Origin of the sequence: Pseudomonas sp. NBRC 111132 (genome assembly GCF_001320565.1) — a bacterium.
In the GTDB taxonomy this organism is placed as follows: domain Bacteria; phylum Pseudomonadota; class Gammaproteobacteria; order Pseudomonadales; family Pseudomonadaceae; genus Aquipseudomonas; species Aquipseudomonas putida_P.
Window position 1 is genome coordinate 230070 of the sequence record NZ_BCBI01000001.1, and the last position, 15881, is coordinate 245950.

At 63.4% G+C, this 15881-nt stretch carries 13 protein-coding genes; 6 read left to right on the plus strand and 7 right to left on the minus strand.

From position 1 onward, the window contains the following. The first annotated feature begins 90 nt into the window (after positions 1–90). Positions 91–657 carry a dCTP deaminase gene (gene dcd / locus APH35_RS01020; RefSeq protein WP_003258001.1) on the plus strand — a complete coding sequence of 189 codons (567 nt, stop codon included), beginning with the start codon at positions 91–93 and terminating at the stop codon, positions 655–657. A gap of 94 nt (positions 658–751) precedes the next feature. Continuing rightward, on the plus strand, positions 752–979 hold the full coding sequence (locus tag APH35_RS01025; RefSeq protein ID WP_003254918.1) for a hypothetical protein: 228 nt from the start codon (positions 752–754) through the stop codon (positions 977–979). Positions 980–985: 6 nt separating this feature from the next. Here APH35_RS01025 and pdeM read toward each other — a convergent pair whose 3' ends face one another. The 7 genes from pdeM to APH35_RS01060 form a co-directional block, all read right to left on the minus strand. Beyond that, entirely contained in the window at positions 986–1636 is a 651-nt protein-coding gene (pdeM, locus tag APH35_RS01030) for a ligase-associated DNA damage response endonuclease PdeM (RefSeq protein ID WP_060514053.1), read from the minus strand. Continuing rightward, the gene (locus APH35_RS01035; RefSeq protein ID WP_060514054.1) at positions 1633–4083 is read right to left on the minus strand and encodes a ligase-associated DNA damage response DEXH box helicase; all 2451 of its coding nucleotides are present in this window, start codon (positions 4081–4083) and stop codon (positions 1633–1635) included. The genes pdeM and APH35_RS01035 overlap by 4 nt, the downstream gene beginning before the upstream one ends. Before the next feature lie 66 nt (positions 4084–4149). Then, positions 4150–5265 carry a succinylglutamate desuccinylase/aspartoacylase family protein gene (locus tag APH35_RS01040; RefSeq protein WP_012273866.1) on the minus strand — a complete coding sequence of 372 codons (1116 nt, stop codon included), beginning with the start codon at positions 5263–5265 and terminating at the stop codon, positions 4150–4152. Positions 5266–5381: 116 nt separating this feature from the next. Beyond that, entirely contained in the window at positions 5382–7040 is a 1659-nt protein-coding gene (locus APH35_RS01045; RefSeq protein WP_060514055.1) for an ATP-dependent DNA ligase, read from the minus strand. Then, entirely contained in the window at positions 7037–8053 is a 1017-nt protein-coding gene (locus APH35_RS01050) for a ligase-associated DNA damage response exonuclease (protein ID WP_060514056.1), read from the minus strand. Before APH35_RS01050 ends, APH35_RS01045 begins: the two co-directional genes overlap by 4 nt. A 135-nt stretch (positions 8054–8188) precedes the next feature. Next, a complete protein-coding gene (locus APH35_RS01055; protein ID WP_012273863.1) occupies positions 8189–10630 on the minus strand; it encodes a penicillin acylase family protein in 2442 nt (813 codons plus the stop codon). A 103-nt stretch (positions 10631–10733) separates the two neighbouring features. Continuing rightward, complete coding sequence (locus tag APH35_RS01060) at positions 10734–12074, minus strand: aminotransferase-like domain-containing protein (RefSeq protein ID WP_060493577.1); 1341 nt, start codon at positions 12072–12074, stop codon at positions 10734–10736. A 172-nt stretch (positions 12075–12246) separates the two neighbouring features. Here APH35_RS01060 and APH35_RS01065 point away from each other — a divergent pair, with 172 nt between their 5' ends. From APH35_RS01065 to APH35_RS01080, 4 genes are read left to right on the plus strand one after another with little or no spacing between them, the layout of a single operon-like run. Continuing rightward, positions 12247–12960: a serine O-acetyltransferase gene (locus APH35_RS01065; protein ID WP_041166578.1), complete on the plus strand. Its 714-nt coding sequence runs from the start codon at positions 12247–12249 to the stop codon at positions 12958–12960. Continuing rightward, positions 12957–13745 carry an alanyl-tRNA editing protein gene (locus APH35_RS01070; RefSeq protein WP_012273860.1) on the plus strand — a complete coding sequence of 263 codons (789 nt, stop codon included), beginning with the start codon at positions 12957–12959 and terminating at the stop codon, positions 13743–13745. Before APH35_RS01065 ends, APH35_RS01070 begins: the two co-directional genes overlap by 4 nt. Further along, a complete protein-coding gene (locus APH35_RS01075; protein ID WP_012273859.1) occupies positions 13742–14953 on the plus strand; it encodes an MFS transporter in 1212 nt (403 codons plus the stop codon). Before APH35_RS01070 ends, APH35_RS01075 begins: the two co-directional genes overlap by 4 nt. Then, complete coding sequence (locus APH35_RS01080) at positions 14950–15852, plus strand: pyridoxal-phosphate dependent enzyme (RefSeq protein WP_012273858.1); 903 nt, start codon at positions 14950–14952, stop codon at positions 15850–15852. Before APH35_RS01075 ends, APH35_RS01080 begins: the two co-directional genes overlap by 4 nt. Positions 15853–15881: the final 29 nt, after the last annotated feature.

A 15881-nucleotide genomic window follows, 5' to 3' on the forward strand; every position in this document is an offset into this window, starting at 1 on the left:
GGGATGAGGCATGGAACTTTAACCTGGGCGCCGGGACCGGTAAGATGCGCATCACGATTTTCAACACGCAACTCTTCAGGACACCCCGCCATGAGCATCAAATCGGACAAGTGGATTCGCCGCATGGCGCAGGAACACGGCATGATCGAACCGTTCGTCGAGCGCCAGGTGCGCGGCGAACAGGACAGTCGAGTGATTTCGTTCGGGGTCTCCAGCTACGGTTACGACGTACGCTGCGCCGACGAATTCAAGGTGTTCACCAACATCAACTCGGCCACCGTCGACCCGAAAAACTTCGACGCCGGCAGCTTCGTCGACATCAAGAGCGACGTGTGCATCATTCCGCCGAACTCGTTCGCCCTGGCGCGCACTGTCGAGTATTTCCGCATTCCGCGTGACGTGCTGACCATCTGCCTGGGCAAGAGCACGTACGCCCGTTGCGGCATCATCGTCAACGTCACCCCGCTCGAGCCTGAGTGGGAAGGCCACGTGACGCTGGAGTTCTCCAACACCACCACGTTGCCGGCGAAGATCTACGCCAACGAAGGCGTAGCGCAGATGCTGTTCCTGCAGTCCGACGAAGAATGCGAGGTGTCGTACAAGGACCGTGGCGGCAAATACCAGGGCCAGCGCGGCGTCACCTTGCCGCGTACCTGAGCCGACAAGCGCGGGGAATTACCCGCGCCTTTGGCACTCCAACGCAGTAATGCCGGTGCGCATGATGTGCATCGGCTTTCGTCAGGAGCAGCCAATGAAACTCCATCCCGCAATCAGTGCCAAGCTGGCAGGCCTGCAGCCCAATCACGTGGGGTTGTTGCCCTGGTCACTGCTGGCGCACCCGCTGCCCATGCAGGCGGGGGGCGTGCCCCACCAGCCTGACCCCGATACCCCGCAACCGCCGGAACCGGGTGAAACACCCCCCATGGAGCCGGGCGAGCCGACTTTGCCGGACGAACCGCCACCAGCCCCTGTGGCCTGAGTGCTGTCACAACGGCCAGATGCGTCCCGCGCCAGCCAGGTATACCCGGCTGGTATCGGCTGGCGTGATTTCCCAGCCCCCGGTGAACTCACCGAATGCCGGCAGCAGGCTGACGTGCGCATCGATCAGGAAGCAAGGCAGGCGCAGGCGTTGCCGGGCCTTGCCGCGCAAGACGAACGCCGGATGCACATGGCCCGCCAACACCGGGTGCGTTGGGTGGGGCTGAGGCTCGTGCCGTAGCGCAAACGGTTCCAGTAGCCAGGGCTCGTCCTCGGTTTGAATATGCAACGAAGCCGGCGGATCGCCGGCATTGCGATCATGATTGCCGCGTATCAGCACGATTTTCAGGTGTGCATGCCGTTCCCGCCACAGCTGTAACCTGGCCAGCGTCGCTGGTGCTCGAGCTGTGCGTGCATGGAGGAAGTCGCCAAGAACGATCAGCTGTTCGCAGTCATGTGCTGCCAACAAGGCGTCCAACCGGGCAAGTGTCGCCTGGGTGGTACCGCGTGGCACCGGTTGATGCAGGGCGCGATAGCTGGCGGCCTTGCCGATGTGGACGTCGGCCACCAGCAGGGCGCGGCGGGCAGGCCAGTAGATGGCCTTGTCGGGGAGCAGCCAGAGCGACTGGCCACAGTGTTCGATGGGTTGGTAGTTCATCCTCCAACCGCCGCTTGTTCCAGTTCCGCCACCATGCGCGCAATCCGATCCGCCAGCTTCTCGGTGCTCAACGTCTCGCGCATGCCTTCCACCAACAACGCAAACGCCAGCGGCCCTGGCCGCCTCAACGCGCGCAGGTCCAGTCGCAACTCACCCATTTTCAGCAACTGCCGACGCAGTCGTTCGATCTCCAGCTCCTCGCTCAACACCTCATCCTGCGCCTGGCCAAGCAGCAGGTTCCCTGTATCGTGTTTGCGAAACACTTCATAGAACAGCCCACTGGAAGCCTGGATCTGCCGGGTGCTCTTCTGCGCCGCTGGGTAGCCGCCAAACACCAGCCCGGCGATCTGGGCAATCTCACGAAAGCGCCGCAGAGCCATTTCCCCGGCATTCAGGCTGGCCAGCACATCTTCCAGCAGGTGATCGGTGCTCAGCGCCAGCGGCAAGTAACTCGCCCAGTCCACCAGGGCAGGGCTGAGCAGTTCGAACCCATAGTCATTGACGGCAATCGATACCGATAGCGGTTGCACGCGGCTGACCCGCCAGGCAATCAGGTTGGCCAGGCCCAGGTTGGCCATGCGCCCGGCAAAGGGGTACAGGAACAGATGCCAGCCCTGGCGTGACTTGAAGGTCTCGGCCAGCAGTGTGCCGGTGGTGGGCAAGGCCGACCATCGTGCCTGCAGCGCCAGCAGCGGGCGCACTGCGCGCATCTCCGGGCCATCAAAGCGTTCATGGGCTGCAGCATCGAGCTGTTCGACCAGCGCGTCGGCCAATTCGCTCGAGAGCGGCATGCGCCCGCCATTCCAACGCGCCACCGCAGCCTTGCGCGCCGTGCTGCGACGCACATAGGCCGTCATGTTTTCCACGCGCACCAGCTCCAGCACCCGCCCGGCAAACACCAGCGCGTCGCCGGGGCGCAGGCGGGCAATGAAGGCTTCCTCGACACTACCAAGCGTCTTGCCCGCGCTACCCTTGCCCCAGTATTTGAGTTGCAGGTTGGCGTCGCTGACGATGGTGCCGATACCCATGCGATGGCGTCGTGCCAGACGTTCGCTGGCGACCCGGTAAACACCGTCGGCGTGGCGCTCGACGCGCTGGTAGTCCGGGTAGGCGCTGAGCGAGTTGCCGCCATGACAGACGAAGTCCAGCGCCCATTGCCACTGGCTGTCGCGCAACTCGCGAAAGGCCCAGGTGCTGCGCACTTCAGCCAGCAGTTGCTCGGGACGAAAGCCACTGCCCAGGGCCATGCTGACCAGGTGCTGGACCAGCACGTCCATGCTCAGGCTTGGTGAGAAGCGGGCTTCGATGTGACCGGCAAGCAGTGCCTTGCGGGCCGCCGCTGCCTCCACCAGCTCCAGGCTGTGGGTAGGCACCAGGGTGACCCGCGAGCGCCGTCCCGGTGCATGCCCTGAGCGCCCGGCACGCTGCATCAGGCGGGCAATGCCCTTGGCCGAGCCAATCTGCAACACCCGCTCCACTGGCAGAAAGTCCACACCCAGGTCCAGGCTGGAAGTACAGACCACGGCTTTCAGGCTGCCTTGCTTGAGGCTGCGCTCGACCCAGTCGCGGGTTTCTCGGGCCAGTGAGGCATGGTGCAAGGCAATCAGCCCGGCCCAGTCGGGGCGGGCTTCAAGCAGGGCCTGGTACCAAAGTTCGGCCTGTGCACGGGTGTTGGTGAACACCAAGCAGCTGGCACTGGCGTCGATCTCGTAGCTGACCTGGTCGAGCATCTTCAGGCCCATGTGCCCCGCCCAGGGGAAGCGCTCGATGGCTGTTGGCAGCAAGGTATCGACCTGTAGCGCCTTGTCCTGGCGGCCCTGTACCAGCAGGCCGCCTTGCGGCAGCAGTACCTCCAGCGCATGTTGCAGGTTGCCGAGGGTGGCCGAGAGGCCCCAAGTGGGCAGGTCGGGGTGCCACTGGCGCAGGTGGGCCAGGGCCAGTTGCAGTTGTACCCCGCGTTTGTTGCCCAGCAGTTCGTGCCATTCATCCACCACCACCAGGCGCAGCGTAGCGAAGTCTTCGCGCGCCTGTGCCCGGATCAGCAGCAAGGTCAGGCTTTCGGGTGTGGTGACCAGCACGCTTGGCAGGCGCCGCGCTTGCCGGGCGCGTTCGGCGCTGCCGGTGTCGCCGCTGCGCACCCCCACGCGCCAAGGCAGTTCAAGTTCATCCAGTGGCGCCTGCAAGGCGCGCGCAGTGTCAGCGGCCAAGGCCCGCATGGGCGTGACCCACAGCACCTGCAATGGCACCGGTTGGCTGCCTTGGGGCTGGGGCTTGAACGCGCGAAGCGCGGCGAGCCACACGGCGTAGGTCTTGCCGGCGCCGGTACTGGCATGCAACAGGCCAGACTGGCCGCGCTCGACGGCTGCCCAGACGCGTCGCTGGAAAGCGAACGGCTTCCAGCCGCGTTTGGCGAACCAGGCATTGGCAAGGTCGATGGCGGCGGGCATAAGGCAGTGGTCCGTCGAAGGTCGTGCTTCTACAGACCACCCGCCAAGGGCAATGGTTTTACCGAATCAGTTGCCCAGCAGATAGCCGCTGCGGCACACCTGCTCGCCGGCCACATGGGCGATGACCATGCCAGCCGTTGCCATGCGCCGCACGCTACGGGCGTACAGCAGGCCCGGCTGGCTGTTGCGTATGGCGGTCACCCGGTCGCTTAGGGGGTCGATGATTTCTGCGATCAACTGGCCGGCTTCCAGGTGCTGTCCTGGTTTGGCGTGATACACCAGCAAGCCGCCCAGTGGCGTCGACACCGGCTCGACAGCGGCCAGCGGCGTGGCGGGGTTGAGCAAGGCCGGCAAAGGCGGGCTGGCGCCCTCGATAACACCCGCGTGGGTCAGAAAGTCGATTATCGCCTGGCAATCCTTGCTGGCCAGGTCATGGCTGACATCGGCTTGGCCACGCAGTTCGACGGTTACCGAGCAGCAGCCCAGCGGGATCGGGAAGCGCTTGCCGAAGCGCTGCTGCAACTGCCACCAGACCAGGCTGAAGCATTCGTCGAAAGACTGCCCGCCCGAATCGGTGGCCAGCAGGCTGGCCTGGGCGCCCAGGTAGCGGGCCAACGGCTCGATTTGCGGCCAGGCGTCTGGTGTGGTGTACAGGTGCTCGACTGCCTCGAAGTCGCAGTGCAGGTCCAGCACCATCTCGGCATCGCAGGCCAGGCGCTGCAGGATCAGGCGCTGGGCTTGCAGCGGTGTACGGGCTGGGTGCGCGTCCAGCCCGCGGCGCAGGTATTCGCGGATCAGTGCGAGGTTGTGAGCCGAGTCCTGGGTCAGGTGCTCTTCGATCTGGTCGCCGATGCTGTCTGACAGGTCGACGAAGTTGCGGTTGAAGTTCTCGCCGCTTTGCAGCTCGAAACGCCCCAGCGGCGCATCCAGCAACACTTGCTCCAGGCCGACCGGGTTGGCCACCGGCACCAGGATGATCTCGCGCTGCAGTCGACCTTGCTGTTCCAGTTCGGTTAGGCGACGCTTGAGGTGCCAGGCCACCAGCATGCCTGGTAGTTCGTCGGCGTGCAGCGAGGCCTGGACATAGACCTTGCCGCCACCGCGGGGGCCGAAGTGAAAGCTGTGCAGTTGGCGGGTGATGCCCGGAACGGGTGAGAGCAGGTCGTGGGTTGAATGGTGCATGGTGGTCCTGGCTGCGTGGCGAAAACGGTCTGCGACACGGGTCGGCACACAGATAGAAGCATAGTTTTCAGCCTTTCGCCTCCATCCGTGTAGCCCTGATTACCGCACTGGCCTCTTCAGGCCAGTAGCGCCTGCAAGGTCGCCAAGTCATCTGCCTCATCCACCGGCTTGTCCAGCCGCCAGCGCAGCATGCGCGGAAAGCGCACGGCAATACCGCTTTTGTGGCGTCGAGACAGGGCGATGCCTTCGAAGCCCAGCTCGAACACCAGCGTTGGCGTCACACTGCGCACCGGGCCAAAGGTTTCCACCGTGGTCTTGCGAACGATGGTATCGACCTTGCGCATTTCTTCGTCAGTGAGCCCCGAATAGGCCTTGGCAAAGGGCACCAGCACCCGCCCTGGCGTGCCAGCCGGGGCGTCCCACACGGCAAAGGTGTAGTCGCTGTACAGGCTGGCCCGTCGCCCATGCCCACGCTGGGCATAGATCAGCACGGCATCGACGCTGAACGGGTCGATCTTCCACTTCCACCAGGTGCCCATATCCTTGGTGCGCCCCACGCCGTAGAGGGCTTCGCGCTGCTTGAGCATCAGGCCCTCGACACCCAGGCTGCGCGACAGCTCGCGCTGGTGGGCAAAGTCGGCCCAGTCCGGGCCTGTCAGCAGCGGCGACAGCAGCACGGGGGCAAGCGGGTACTCATCGACCAAGCGCTCCAGTTGGCTACGGCGTTCGTGCTGCGGTCGGCTGCGCCAGTCTTCGCCTTGCCACTCCAACAGGTCGTAGGCCTGCAGCACCACCGGCGCGTCGTGCAGCATTTTTTTGCCCAGCGTTTTGCGGCCGATGCGCTGCTGTAGCAAGGCGAAAGGCTGCACGGCCAGTTCAGCCCCTGTATCACCAGGCTTCCAAACCAGAATCTCACCGTCGAGCACAACGCCATCGGGCAATGTCTGCGCCAGGCTGTGCAGTTCTGGGAACCGCTCGGTAACCAGTTCCTCACCGCGCGACCAGACCCACAACTGGCCCTCGCGCTTGACCACCTGAGCGCGAATGCCGTCCCACTTCCACTCGATTTGCCAGTCGCTTGGGGGGCCGAGCAGGGTATCGAACTGGTCGGTGGAGGCTTGCAGCGGGTGGGCCAGGAAGAAGGGGTAGGGTTGCCCACCACGCTGGCTGTGCTCATCGGCGGTCTCTGGAGCGATCAGTTGCTGGTAGTCGGCCGCCGTGGGGCGATGGCTGATGTCGGTGTAACCGACCAGGCGCTGGGCTACGCGTTTGGCGTCCAGCCCGGCCAGTTGCGCCATGGCGCGGGTGACCAGCAGCTTCGACACGCCCACGCGAAAACTCCCGGTGATCAGCTTCAGGCACACCATCAGGCTGGGGCGATCCAGCTTCGCCCAGAGCGCCGGCAAGCGCTGCCGGATATGCTCGGGTGGCAGCCCGCGCAGGGGCAGCAAGTGCTGCTCTACCCAAGTGGCCAGGCCTTCCTCGCTGCCATCGATGTGCTGCGGTAACAGCAGCGAAATGGTCTCGGCCAAGTCGCCCACCGCCTGATAGCTTTCTTCGAACAGCCAGTCCGGCAGGCAGGCCAGGGCCGTGGCCATTTCACGCAAAAGGCGGGTAGGCACCAGCTGACGTGGGCGCCCCCCGGCCAGAAAGTACACTGCCCAGGCGGCGTCGTTAGCGGGGGCTGTGCCGAAGTAGTCGCGCAGTGCCTCAAGCTTGGCGTTGCTGGAGGTAGTCGCGTCCAGGCGCAGGTACAACATGGCAAAGGCTTTCATGGCGAAGGCCCGGTGTTCGGCACGTCGTCCTCGTCGCCATACTCGGTGACGAAGGCGCGGGCATCCAGGCCTTGTTCGTTGAGGTAGCGCACCAGGACGTTGACCGAGCCGTGGGTGACCATCACCCGCTCGGCGCCGGTCTGGCCAATGGCCCAGAGCAGGCCGGGCCAGTCGGCGTGGTCGGACAGCACGAAACCCCGGTCCACGCCGCGCCGCCTGCGGGTACCGCGTAGCAGCATCCAGCCGCTGGCGAAGGCGTCGCTGTAAACGCCGAAACGGCGCATCCAGCTGCTGCCGCTGGCTGACGGCGGGGCCAGCACCAGTGCCTGGCGCAGCAGTGGGTCGTTGCGTGGGATATCGCCTGCATAGCGCGTTTCCGGCAGGTGGACACCGGCGTCCCGGTATACCCGGTTGAGCGGCTCGATGGCGCCATGCACAAGAATCGGGCCGATGCTGGCATTCAGCCCATGGAGAATCCGCTGGGCCTTGCCGAAGGCATAGCAGAACAGCACGCTGGCCTTGCCCTGTTCGCGATTGGCCAGCCACCAGGCATTGATGCCTGCAAAGATTTCGCTTTGCCTGGGCCAGCGGTAGATCGGCAGACCGAAGGTCGATTCGGTGATGAAGGTGTGGCACGCCACCGGTTCGAACGGGGTGCAGGTGCCGTCGGGCTCTACCTTGTAGTCACCGGATGCAACCCAGACTTCACCCTGATACTCCAGGCGCACCTGTGCCGACCCCAGCACGTGCCCGGCCGGGTGCAGGCTCAGGGTTACCCCGTGGTGCAGCAGGCGTTCGCCGTAGGGCAGTGTCTGCAAATCGATATCCAGGCCCAGACGACTGCGCAGAATACCGGCACCAGGGCTGGCGGTCAGATAATGGCCATTACCGGTGCGCGCATGGTCACCGTGGCCATGGGTGATCACGGCTCGGTCCACGGGCCGCCAAGGGTCGATGTAGAAATCGCCGGGCGGGCAGTACAGGCCTTCGGGGCGGGCGATGACAAGGTCCATGGGCTATGTGCACTGGTTGGGTTACCAGTTAGGAGCGGTGGTGATGGGGGGAAGTTCGGACGGGTTGGGGGCGGGTGTTGGGCGGAAAACTGGCAGCGCTCGGTACCCGCACCCGCCCATCATTTGATCAATGCCTTACCGACCCGGCACCAAGGTCAGGCGCTGGTTGCCATACGCCCGCCCGAAGTTCTGCTGCTGCAGCGGCAGGCTCATGAAGCGCCCTTTGAACCAGGCATCCAGCCCGTCGCTGTAATGTGCGCTGGCCGGGTTGCCTGACTGGCCGCTGCTGGTCAGCACCTGCAACGGTTCGGCCTGGCCGAAATCGACGATCATCCGCGCCGAGGCTGGCAGGCGGGTGGCGAAGTCGCTGCCCCAGGCGTATGGCGTCAGGGCCAGGGTGGAAAAGTCGCCGCCAGCGGCCAGGGGCGAACGGCTGATGGCATCGCCCAGGCCATGGTAGGCCGGTGCCGGCCAGCGGTATTGGTGCAGCTTGCCCCATTGCCAGGCGCGGCGGTCGGCGCCCAGTTGCGCGATTCCGGTATCCATCGCACTGGCCAGGCTGCGGGCGAGGATGGCGGGCTTGTCTTCTTTTTGCGGAGTATTGCGGTCATCCCAGAACGGGCTGTCGTCGCGGCCCAGCAGGTGATCGGCCTGCGCCGAGAACGACAAGCGCGCATTGCTGACGAACGCCTGCCAGGCTGGGCCAGACTCCGGGCCCAGGTCATCGAGGAAGGTCTGCCGCGCGACCTCCTGCAAGAACAATTCGTACAGTGCGGCATCCGCCGACACCGGGCTCAAGCGGCCATCGAAGGCCTTCAGGCGGGCCAGCGTGTCCCGGGCCTTGTCACGCTGGGCTGCCGGTAGGGCGTCGATCGCCTGCTTAAGCGGCTGGGCCATGCCAGGGGCGTCGAACATCTGCTTGAGCTTGTCGGCCAGCAAGGTCACCTGATCGTTCTGCAGGGCCATCAGGCTGCGGCTGTCGTGGCGCCCGTTGCCGGCAAGCTGGGCCAGGCGTTCGGCGCGTTCGGGGTAATACCAGGTGCTGGACAGCTGCATCCCATAGCCGCGCGGCAGGCTGCGCTGGTTGGCGTGGCCGATCCAGCCTGCAGGTGGGTCCTGGTCATACGGGTGCAGCATCGGGTCGGCATAGCCGTCCCAGTCGTAACGCCCATCCCAGCCCGGCGAAGGTAACAAGCCCTGGCCTTCGCGGCGGTTGGGGTAGCGGCCACTGACTTGCCAGCCGATGTGCTCAGGTTCGGCGAACACGAAGTTGAGGGCAGCAGCAGTGACTTCACGGGTGCTGTCGAAGGCCCGTTCCACGTTCTTGGCCCGGGTCAGGTCGAACAGTGCATCCAGGCTGCGGTCACCCTTGAACTGTGGCAGGTTCAGCGCCAAGCCAAGGCTGGCGTTGTCTGGCTGGGCCAGCAAGGTGCCGTGGCGGGTGTCATACATCACTTCGCGCAGGGGGCGTTGGCCACGCACAAAGAAGGTTTCGCTACGGGCGCGAGCTGGCAGCCATTTGCCGTCGGCCAGGTAGCTCAGCTGGCTGCCCTGGCGGCGCAGCTGCTCGATGAACAGGTCCTGGTTGTCGGCCATTACCGCGCTGCTGCTCCAGGCCAGCTTGCCGTTATAGCCGGCCAGCACGATCGGCAAGCCAGGCAACGACAGGCCGGCAACCTGGTACTTGCTGGTGTTGATTTGTACCGGGCTCAGGGCCCAGGCGGCACGGCTGTCGCTGGCCAGCAGGCTCTTGCCGCTGCGGCTGCGCTGCGGGGCCAGGGCCAGGTTGGCCGAACCCGGGCTGCCGAGCAGGTCAAGGTCGGCCAGCTTCTGGCTGGCAGCCGCCAGGGCTGGCAGCCCCGGCAACTGGCTGGCCAGGTTCAGGCCCTTGAGCTTGTCCACTTCGCTTTCGGCCAACGGCTCGTCGGGGGCCCCAGGCAGCAGCCAGGCCAGCTTGTCGCTGCCGGCTTTCTGCGCCAGGGTCAGGGCGCTGAGTTCTTCCTGCAGGTTCACCGACTGGCTGAAGGCATATAGGCAAAAGATCAGCGCCGAGTCTTCGGGCTTCCAGTATTCGGGGCGATAGCCGCTGCTGGCCAGGGCGGCCGGCAGCTTGTCGCGATAGCGGAACAGGTAGGCGTTTACCCCGCGCGCATACACTTCGAAGAAGCGCTTGAGCCGTGGTGATGCGTCGGCGTATTGCTGGGCCGCGCTCTGCTTGAGGTTGGCGGCGCGCATCAGGCGGTCGATATCCAGCGCTTCGCTGCCGGCCAGTTCGGCCAGGCGGCCCTGGGCGAGCAGGCGCATGGCGACCATCTGTTCGATGCGGTCGCCGGCGTGCACATAGCCCAGGCTGAACAGCGCATCATGGAAGCTGCTGCTTTCGATCAGCGGCGCGCCCATGGCATTGCGCCGTACCGAAACATTCTGCGCCAGGCCTTTGAGTGGCTGCACGCCACTGGTCGGTGGCACGCTGTCCTGGTAGCCGCCCGTCTGGCAGCCGGCCAGCCCGAGCATGCCGAGCAGCGTGGCAGCGGTGGTGAACCGCAGGCGGAAGGGAGGAAAGGCGGGGGCTGCCATGACAAGGGCTCCTGCAAGGCGAGGCTGGTTTGGAAAGGCGCTAAGGTAGTAAGCGCGCAGGCGCCGTGCAAGGTCCCAGGTCGGTTTATTTGATTACGCCGGGTCAAACGTCGAAGTGGTCAGCCAAGGTGTCGGAAAAATGCGTGCAATTGATACGCGCGTAGCGTTGGTAGTCACGGCTGACCGCAAATGCTGAACCGGGCATCAACAAGATCTTGTGTTGTTCCAGTTTGCGCATGAAAGGTTGCAGGTTTGGCAGGCCCGGGTGGTAGACCCAGAGGAACATGCCGCCTTGCGGCGCAATATCGAACTGCCAGCCGCGCTCGAGCAACAAGCGTTGGGTCTGCACTTGCTGACGGATCAGGCGCTGCTGCACGTCCTTCATGTGTCGGGCATAGGTGCCGTCAGACAATATGGTGTTGACGAAGCGTTCGCAAAACGCCGGCACGGCGACGCAGGTCAGCAGTTTCAGGCGTGTCAGTGGTTCGATCAGGTCTTGCGAGCAGGCAATGAAACCCACACGCAGTGATGCCGACAGGCATTTGGAGAAGCTACCGACGTAAATAACCCGGTCAAGGTTGTCCAGCTCGGCAAAGGTCTGGCGCACGGCAGGGCTGAAGTCGCCATACACATCATCCTCGACCACGAAAAACTCGTGCTCCACCGCCAGGCGCAGGACGCTGAAGGCGTTATGGGGGCTGATGTTGCTACCGGTCGGGTTGTGGAACGTGCTGTTGCAAAAGAACGCCTTGACCTTGTGCGTGGCCAGGTAGCTTCTCATTTCTTCCACGTCCGGCCCGTCCTGGGTTCGCCGAATGCCGACCACGTGCCCGCCCGCCAGCTGGATCAGCTTGATCAGGTTGCCGTTGCCGGGTTCGTCGACGAAAACGTGGTCGCCTGGTTTGATCAACAACCGTGCGACCAGGTCCAGGCCTTGCGTGGCACCCAGCGTGGTCAGCAACTGGTTGGGGCGGGCTTCGACACGGGTCAGCCGCTTCATGTGCACGCACAACTGCTTGCGCATGGGCAGGTAGCCCTGGATGTCGCCGTACTCTGCCAGTGAGCTTTGCTCCAGCCGCGCCGTGCGCCGAATGGCCTTGGCCAGCAGCTCGGTGTCTCGCCATGCAGGGGGCAGCCAGCCGCTGCCCAGCTTGGTGTAATGCTGGCCGCCCTGCAGCAGCCGGAACAGCGGATCACCGGCCATGCACTCGGGTTCGTGGATAACGCTCGCTTGCCGGGCCCGGTTTGCGACGAAGTAGCCACGGCCGGGTGAGGCCGTCAACACACCTTCGCTGACCAGCTGGGCATAGGCCGATACGACGTCGTGGTAACTGAAGTCGACCGCAGCCGTCAGCTTGCGGATGGAGGGCATGCGTTGCCCTGGCAACCACTCGCCGGCATCCAGGCGTTGTTTCAACAGGTGATGAAGGCTGCTGGGGTTCATGGCAGGTCCGAAACCGTTAGAAAAAAAAGCCTAACAGTTAACGGAAATGCTTGTCGACTGTTCGTTTGCAAATGGCCAGTACATGCCACTATCCCCTTGTCGGAACTTTCGGCTGCCAGCAAAGGCAGCACTTTTAGCGTCTGTGCACACCAGACAACTGGATATCAAGCCCATGCATACTATGGACATGCAATCAGCCGTGATTGCCAGGCTCCCTGTGCCTGATGAACTGGCGTCATTCAAAGTTGTAAAAAACCTTGTGACCTCGGCGTTGTTGGAGTGCTGTTCAATCGACGAGTTCGAGGCGCTGAAAGAAACATTGGTTATTGAAAGTGTTTCTGAACAGGCCCATGCCGACTTGCAGGCCTTTGCCCAGAAAGATCCGGCGGCTGGCCGTGACCTGGTATTCATTGCAAAAACCTACACCTCTTACTCGGCGGTTTTGCACTATCGACTTGCCCATTGGATCTACCGTAATACGGCCTCCACCTACGGCGCCGGCGGCCAATGCCTGGCTGCCATGATCTCCAGGCGCGGAAAGATGCTCTCGGGGGCGGAGATCCATTTCCGCAGCCGCATCGGTGCGCGCTTCATCATCGATCACGGCATGGGCACCGTCATTGGTGAGACCTCGACCATTGGTGACGATTGCTACGTGCTCGGCGGCGTCACCCTGGGCGCCCGAGGCATCAGTGACAACCCTTCCAGCGCCCGGCACCCGACCCTTGGCAACCGGGTACAGATCGGCGCTTTCGCCAGTGTGCTGGGTGCTATCCACGTCGGCGACGGCGCGTTTATCGGGCCGGGTTGCATTATTACCAAAGATGTCCCCGCCGCTGCTCGGGTACAGATAAAAACATCATTGCAGGTGGTACTTGAACCATGAATGCTCTCAACTATGAAGTTTTACGCAACACCGAGAAATTGTATTACAAAGACCAATACCAGGCCGGTGCAAACACGCAAGTAACGCGGGTGCACAGTGACGGTATCGAGTTGCAAAGTACCGTGGCCTACCCGGAAGGCGGTGGCCAGGAGGCAGACATGGGTACCATTGAACTTCCCATCGGTACCGTACGCTTCATCTGGGTTAAAAAACTTTACGGTAGCCCCATTCGCCTTGAAGGTTTCAAAGGCGGAAAGCTGGGCGGCATCATTATTCACAGCCTGCACCCCGATGACCTGCACTTGCTCGATGAAGTCACCGCAGGTATGCCGGCCCGCGTCACCATCGATATTGAACGGCGCGAACGGCTGACGCTGTCTCACAGTGCCAGCCACTTCTTGTATGCCGCCGCCATCGGGCTGCGAGAAGAGTTGAAGCAATGGACCATCGGCTGTCACATCAAAGAGGACTCGGCACGTTTCGATTTCCTGGTCGAGGACGCCTTCACCGCCGAAGACGTGGTTGAAATAGAACGGCGGGCCAATGAACTGATCGGCTGCGAAGCGCCCATCGAGCACTACGCGGTCGATGGGCTGGAAGACGCGCGCTTGTGGACCTACAACGGCATCGAGATCCCGTGTGGTGGCACACACCTCGATTCACCTCGGCGCATCGGGCACCTGAGCGTCAGGCGCAAACGCCTGGGTAAAGGCAAGGAACGGCTGATCTGCGTGTTCCCCGAGGCCGAAATCGACCTGTCCACCTATCACGAGCACGCCCTATGAACAGCACGCTACCGCGGCGCACGTACCTGTATTTCACCGCACAGTCGATCAACCTGACGACTGCTGTCATGTCGGTGACCATGGCCGCCATCGTTGGCGCGGCGCTGGCGCCTGACGCTGCGTGGTCCACGGTGCCGTACGGGTTCCAGTTCCTGTGCCTGATGTTGGCAACCTATCCGGTCTCCAGGTTGATGGGCCGCATTGGCCGCAAAAAGGCCTTCATGCTGGGGGCGATCCCCTTGGCGTTGTCGGGTGTAAGCGGCTTCCTGGCGGTGGAGCACCAGCATTTTCCAACCCTGGTACTCAGCCATTCTGCGTTGGGTGTGTATATCGCGTTCGCCAACTTCAACCGGTTCGCGGCCACCGATAATCTTTCCCAGGCCCTGAAGCCCAAAGCCCTTTCGCTGGTCGTGGCAGGGGGCGTCATTGCTGCTGTCGTCGGGCCGACGCTCACCGAGTGGCTGCGGGATGTGGGCGGTTACCCACTGTTTTCGCTGTGTTATGCCGCGTTTGTCGGCCTGGCGTTGCTGTCACTGCTGATCGCCCTGTGCCTGCCCAACGATGCAGGGGTGGCCCGTGCGGTCAACAACGCAGCCAAGTCGTCTAGCGCCCGCACTGAGCCTGCGAGCCCAAGCGTGATGGTGGCCATGGCGGTTGCCGCGCTGGGCTACGGGATCATGAACCTGCTGATGATCCAGGCCTCGATGCACATGAAGCACATGCATGAGGACTTCTCTGACGTGCGCCTGGCGATCCAGTGGCATGTGATTGCCATGTTCGCCCCGTCGTTCTTCACCGGCGCCATCATCCAGCGGCTGGGTATCAGGACCACCATTTGCGCGGGCCTGGCCCTGTTGATCGGCTGTTCGGCGATGAATATCTGGTCGCACAGCTACGCCATGATGACCCTGGCGCTGATTGCCCTCGGGCTGGGCTGGAACCTGACGTATGTAGGCGGCGGTGCCTTGCTCGCCCAGTCGCTGCAAAACAGCCCGGCGGCGATGCAGATGCAGGGCAAGAACGACCTGGCGATTGCCATTTTCGCCACCCTCGGCGCATTCAGCCCTTCGCTGTTGCTGAGTTCGGTTGGCTGGGACGGCACCAATGCCATCTGCATGGTCCTGTGCATCGGGCTGCTGGTCGCCACTGCCGGCCTGCTGCAGAACAAGGCCTGCTTGCATACTTCAATGGAAGGTAGCCGCAAATGAGCGAGCTCATCAGTGTCAGCGAACGCATCTACACCAAGTTGGAAATGAACAACCCGGGCGGTAGCCACAAATACCGTGCGGCCCGGCGCATCGTCGAGCATGCCGTGCGCAATGGCAATATCATTCCCGGTGTGACAACCGTCATCGAAAAAACCGGCGGCAGTTTCGGTTTTGGCTTGCTGGCGGCTTGCCACAAGCACCAAGTCGCCGTTGAGCTGGCAGTTGGGTTGAGTTTCAGCCAGACCAAGCGGGACCTGCTGGAGTGCTTCGGTGCACGGCTGATTGGCAAGGAAATGCTGATGGCCGGTGCCACACCCAAGGATGTGGTGATGCATCACCTGGAAAACCAGGCCGCGCTGGGCAAGTCATACTTTTATACCGATCAATTCAACAACCCGGTGGGTGTCGAGGCGCATCGCTACCAGACAGCCAGCGAGCTGGCCGTGCAACTGACCAATGCTGGGGCCGGGCGGGAGATCCTGTTTGTCGGCTGCGCAGGCACTGGCGCCAGCTTCACGGGTATTACCCTGGGGCTGAAGGACCATGGCTTCGAGGTGTCGACAGTGCTGGTCGACCCCAGCGGCTGTGACTCGCGGGCTGGGGTGTTCGCCGATCATCGCTTTGAAGGCATGGCGGTGGGCGTTTGCCCGCCGTTCATGGACTGGTCGCTGGTGGACGAACGGGCTCAGGTGCAACATGCCGAAATGCTGGCCGCGCAGCGCTGGTTCTACATGCAAAGTGGCATTTTCGTCGGCAATACCGCCGCAGCCTGCCTTGCGGTTGCCCAACGTATGGCCCAGCACCCGCGCTATGCCGCAACCACCTTGGTGACCATCGCCTATGACGCCGGCCTGTGGTACCAGGACCTGCTGGGGACGAACCGACGCAAAGCCGCGTAGGCACAAGCCCACAGCAGGGGGCAGGTCAG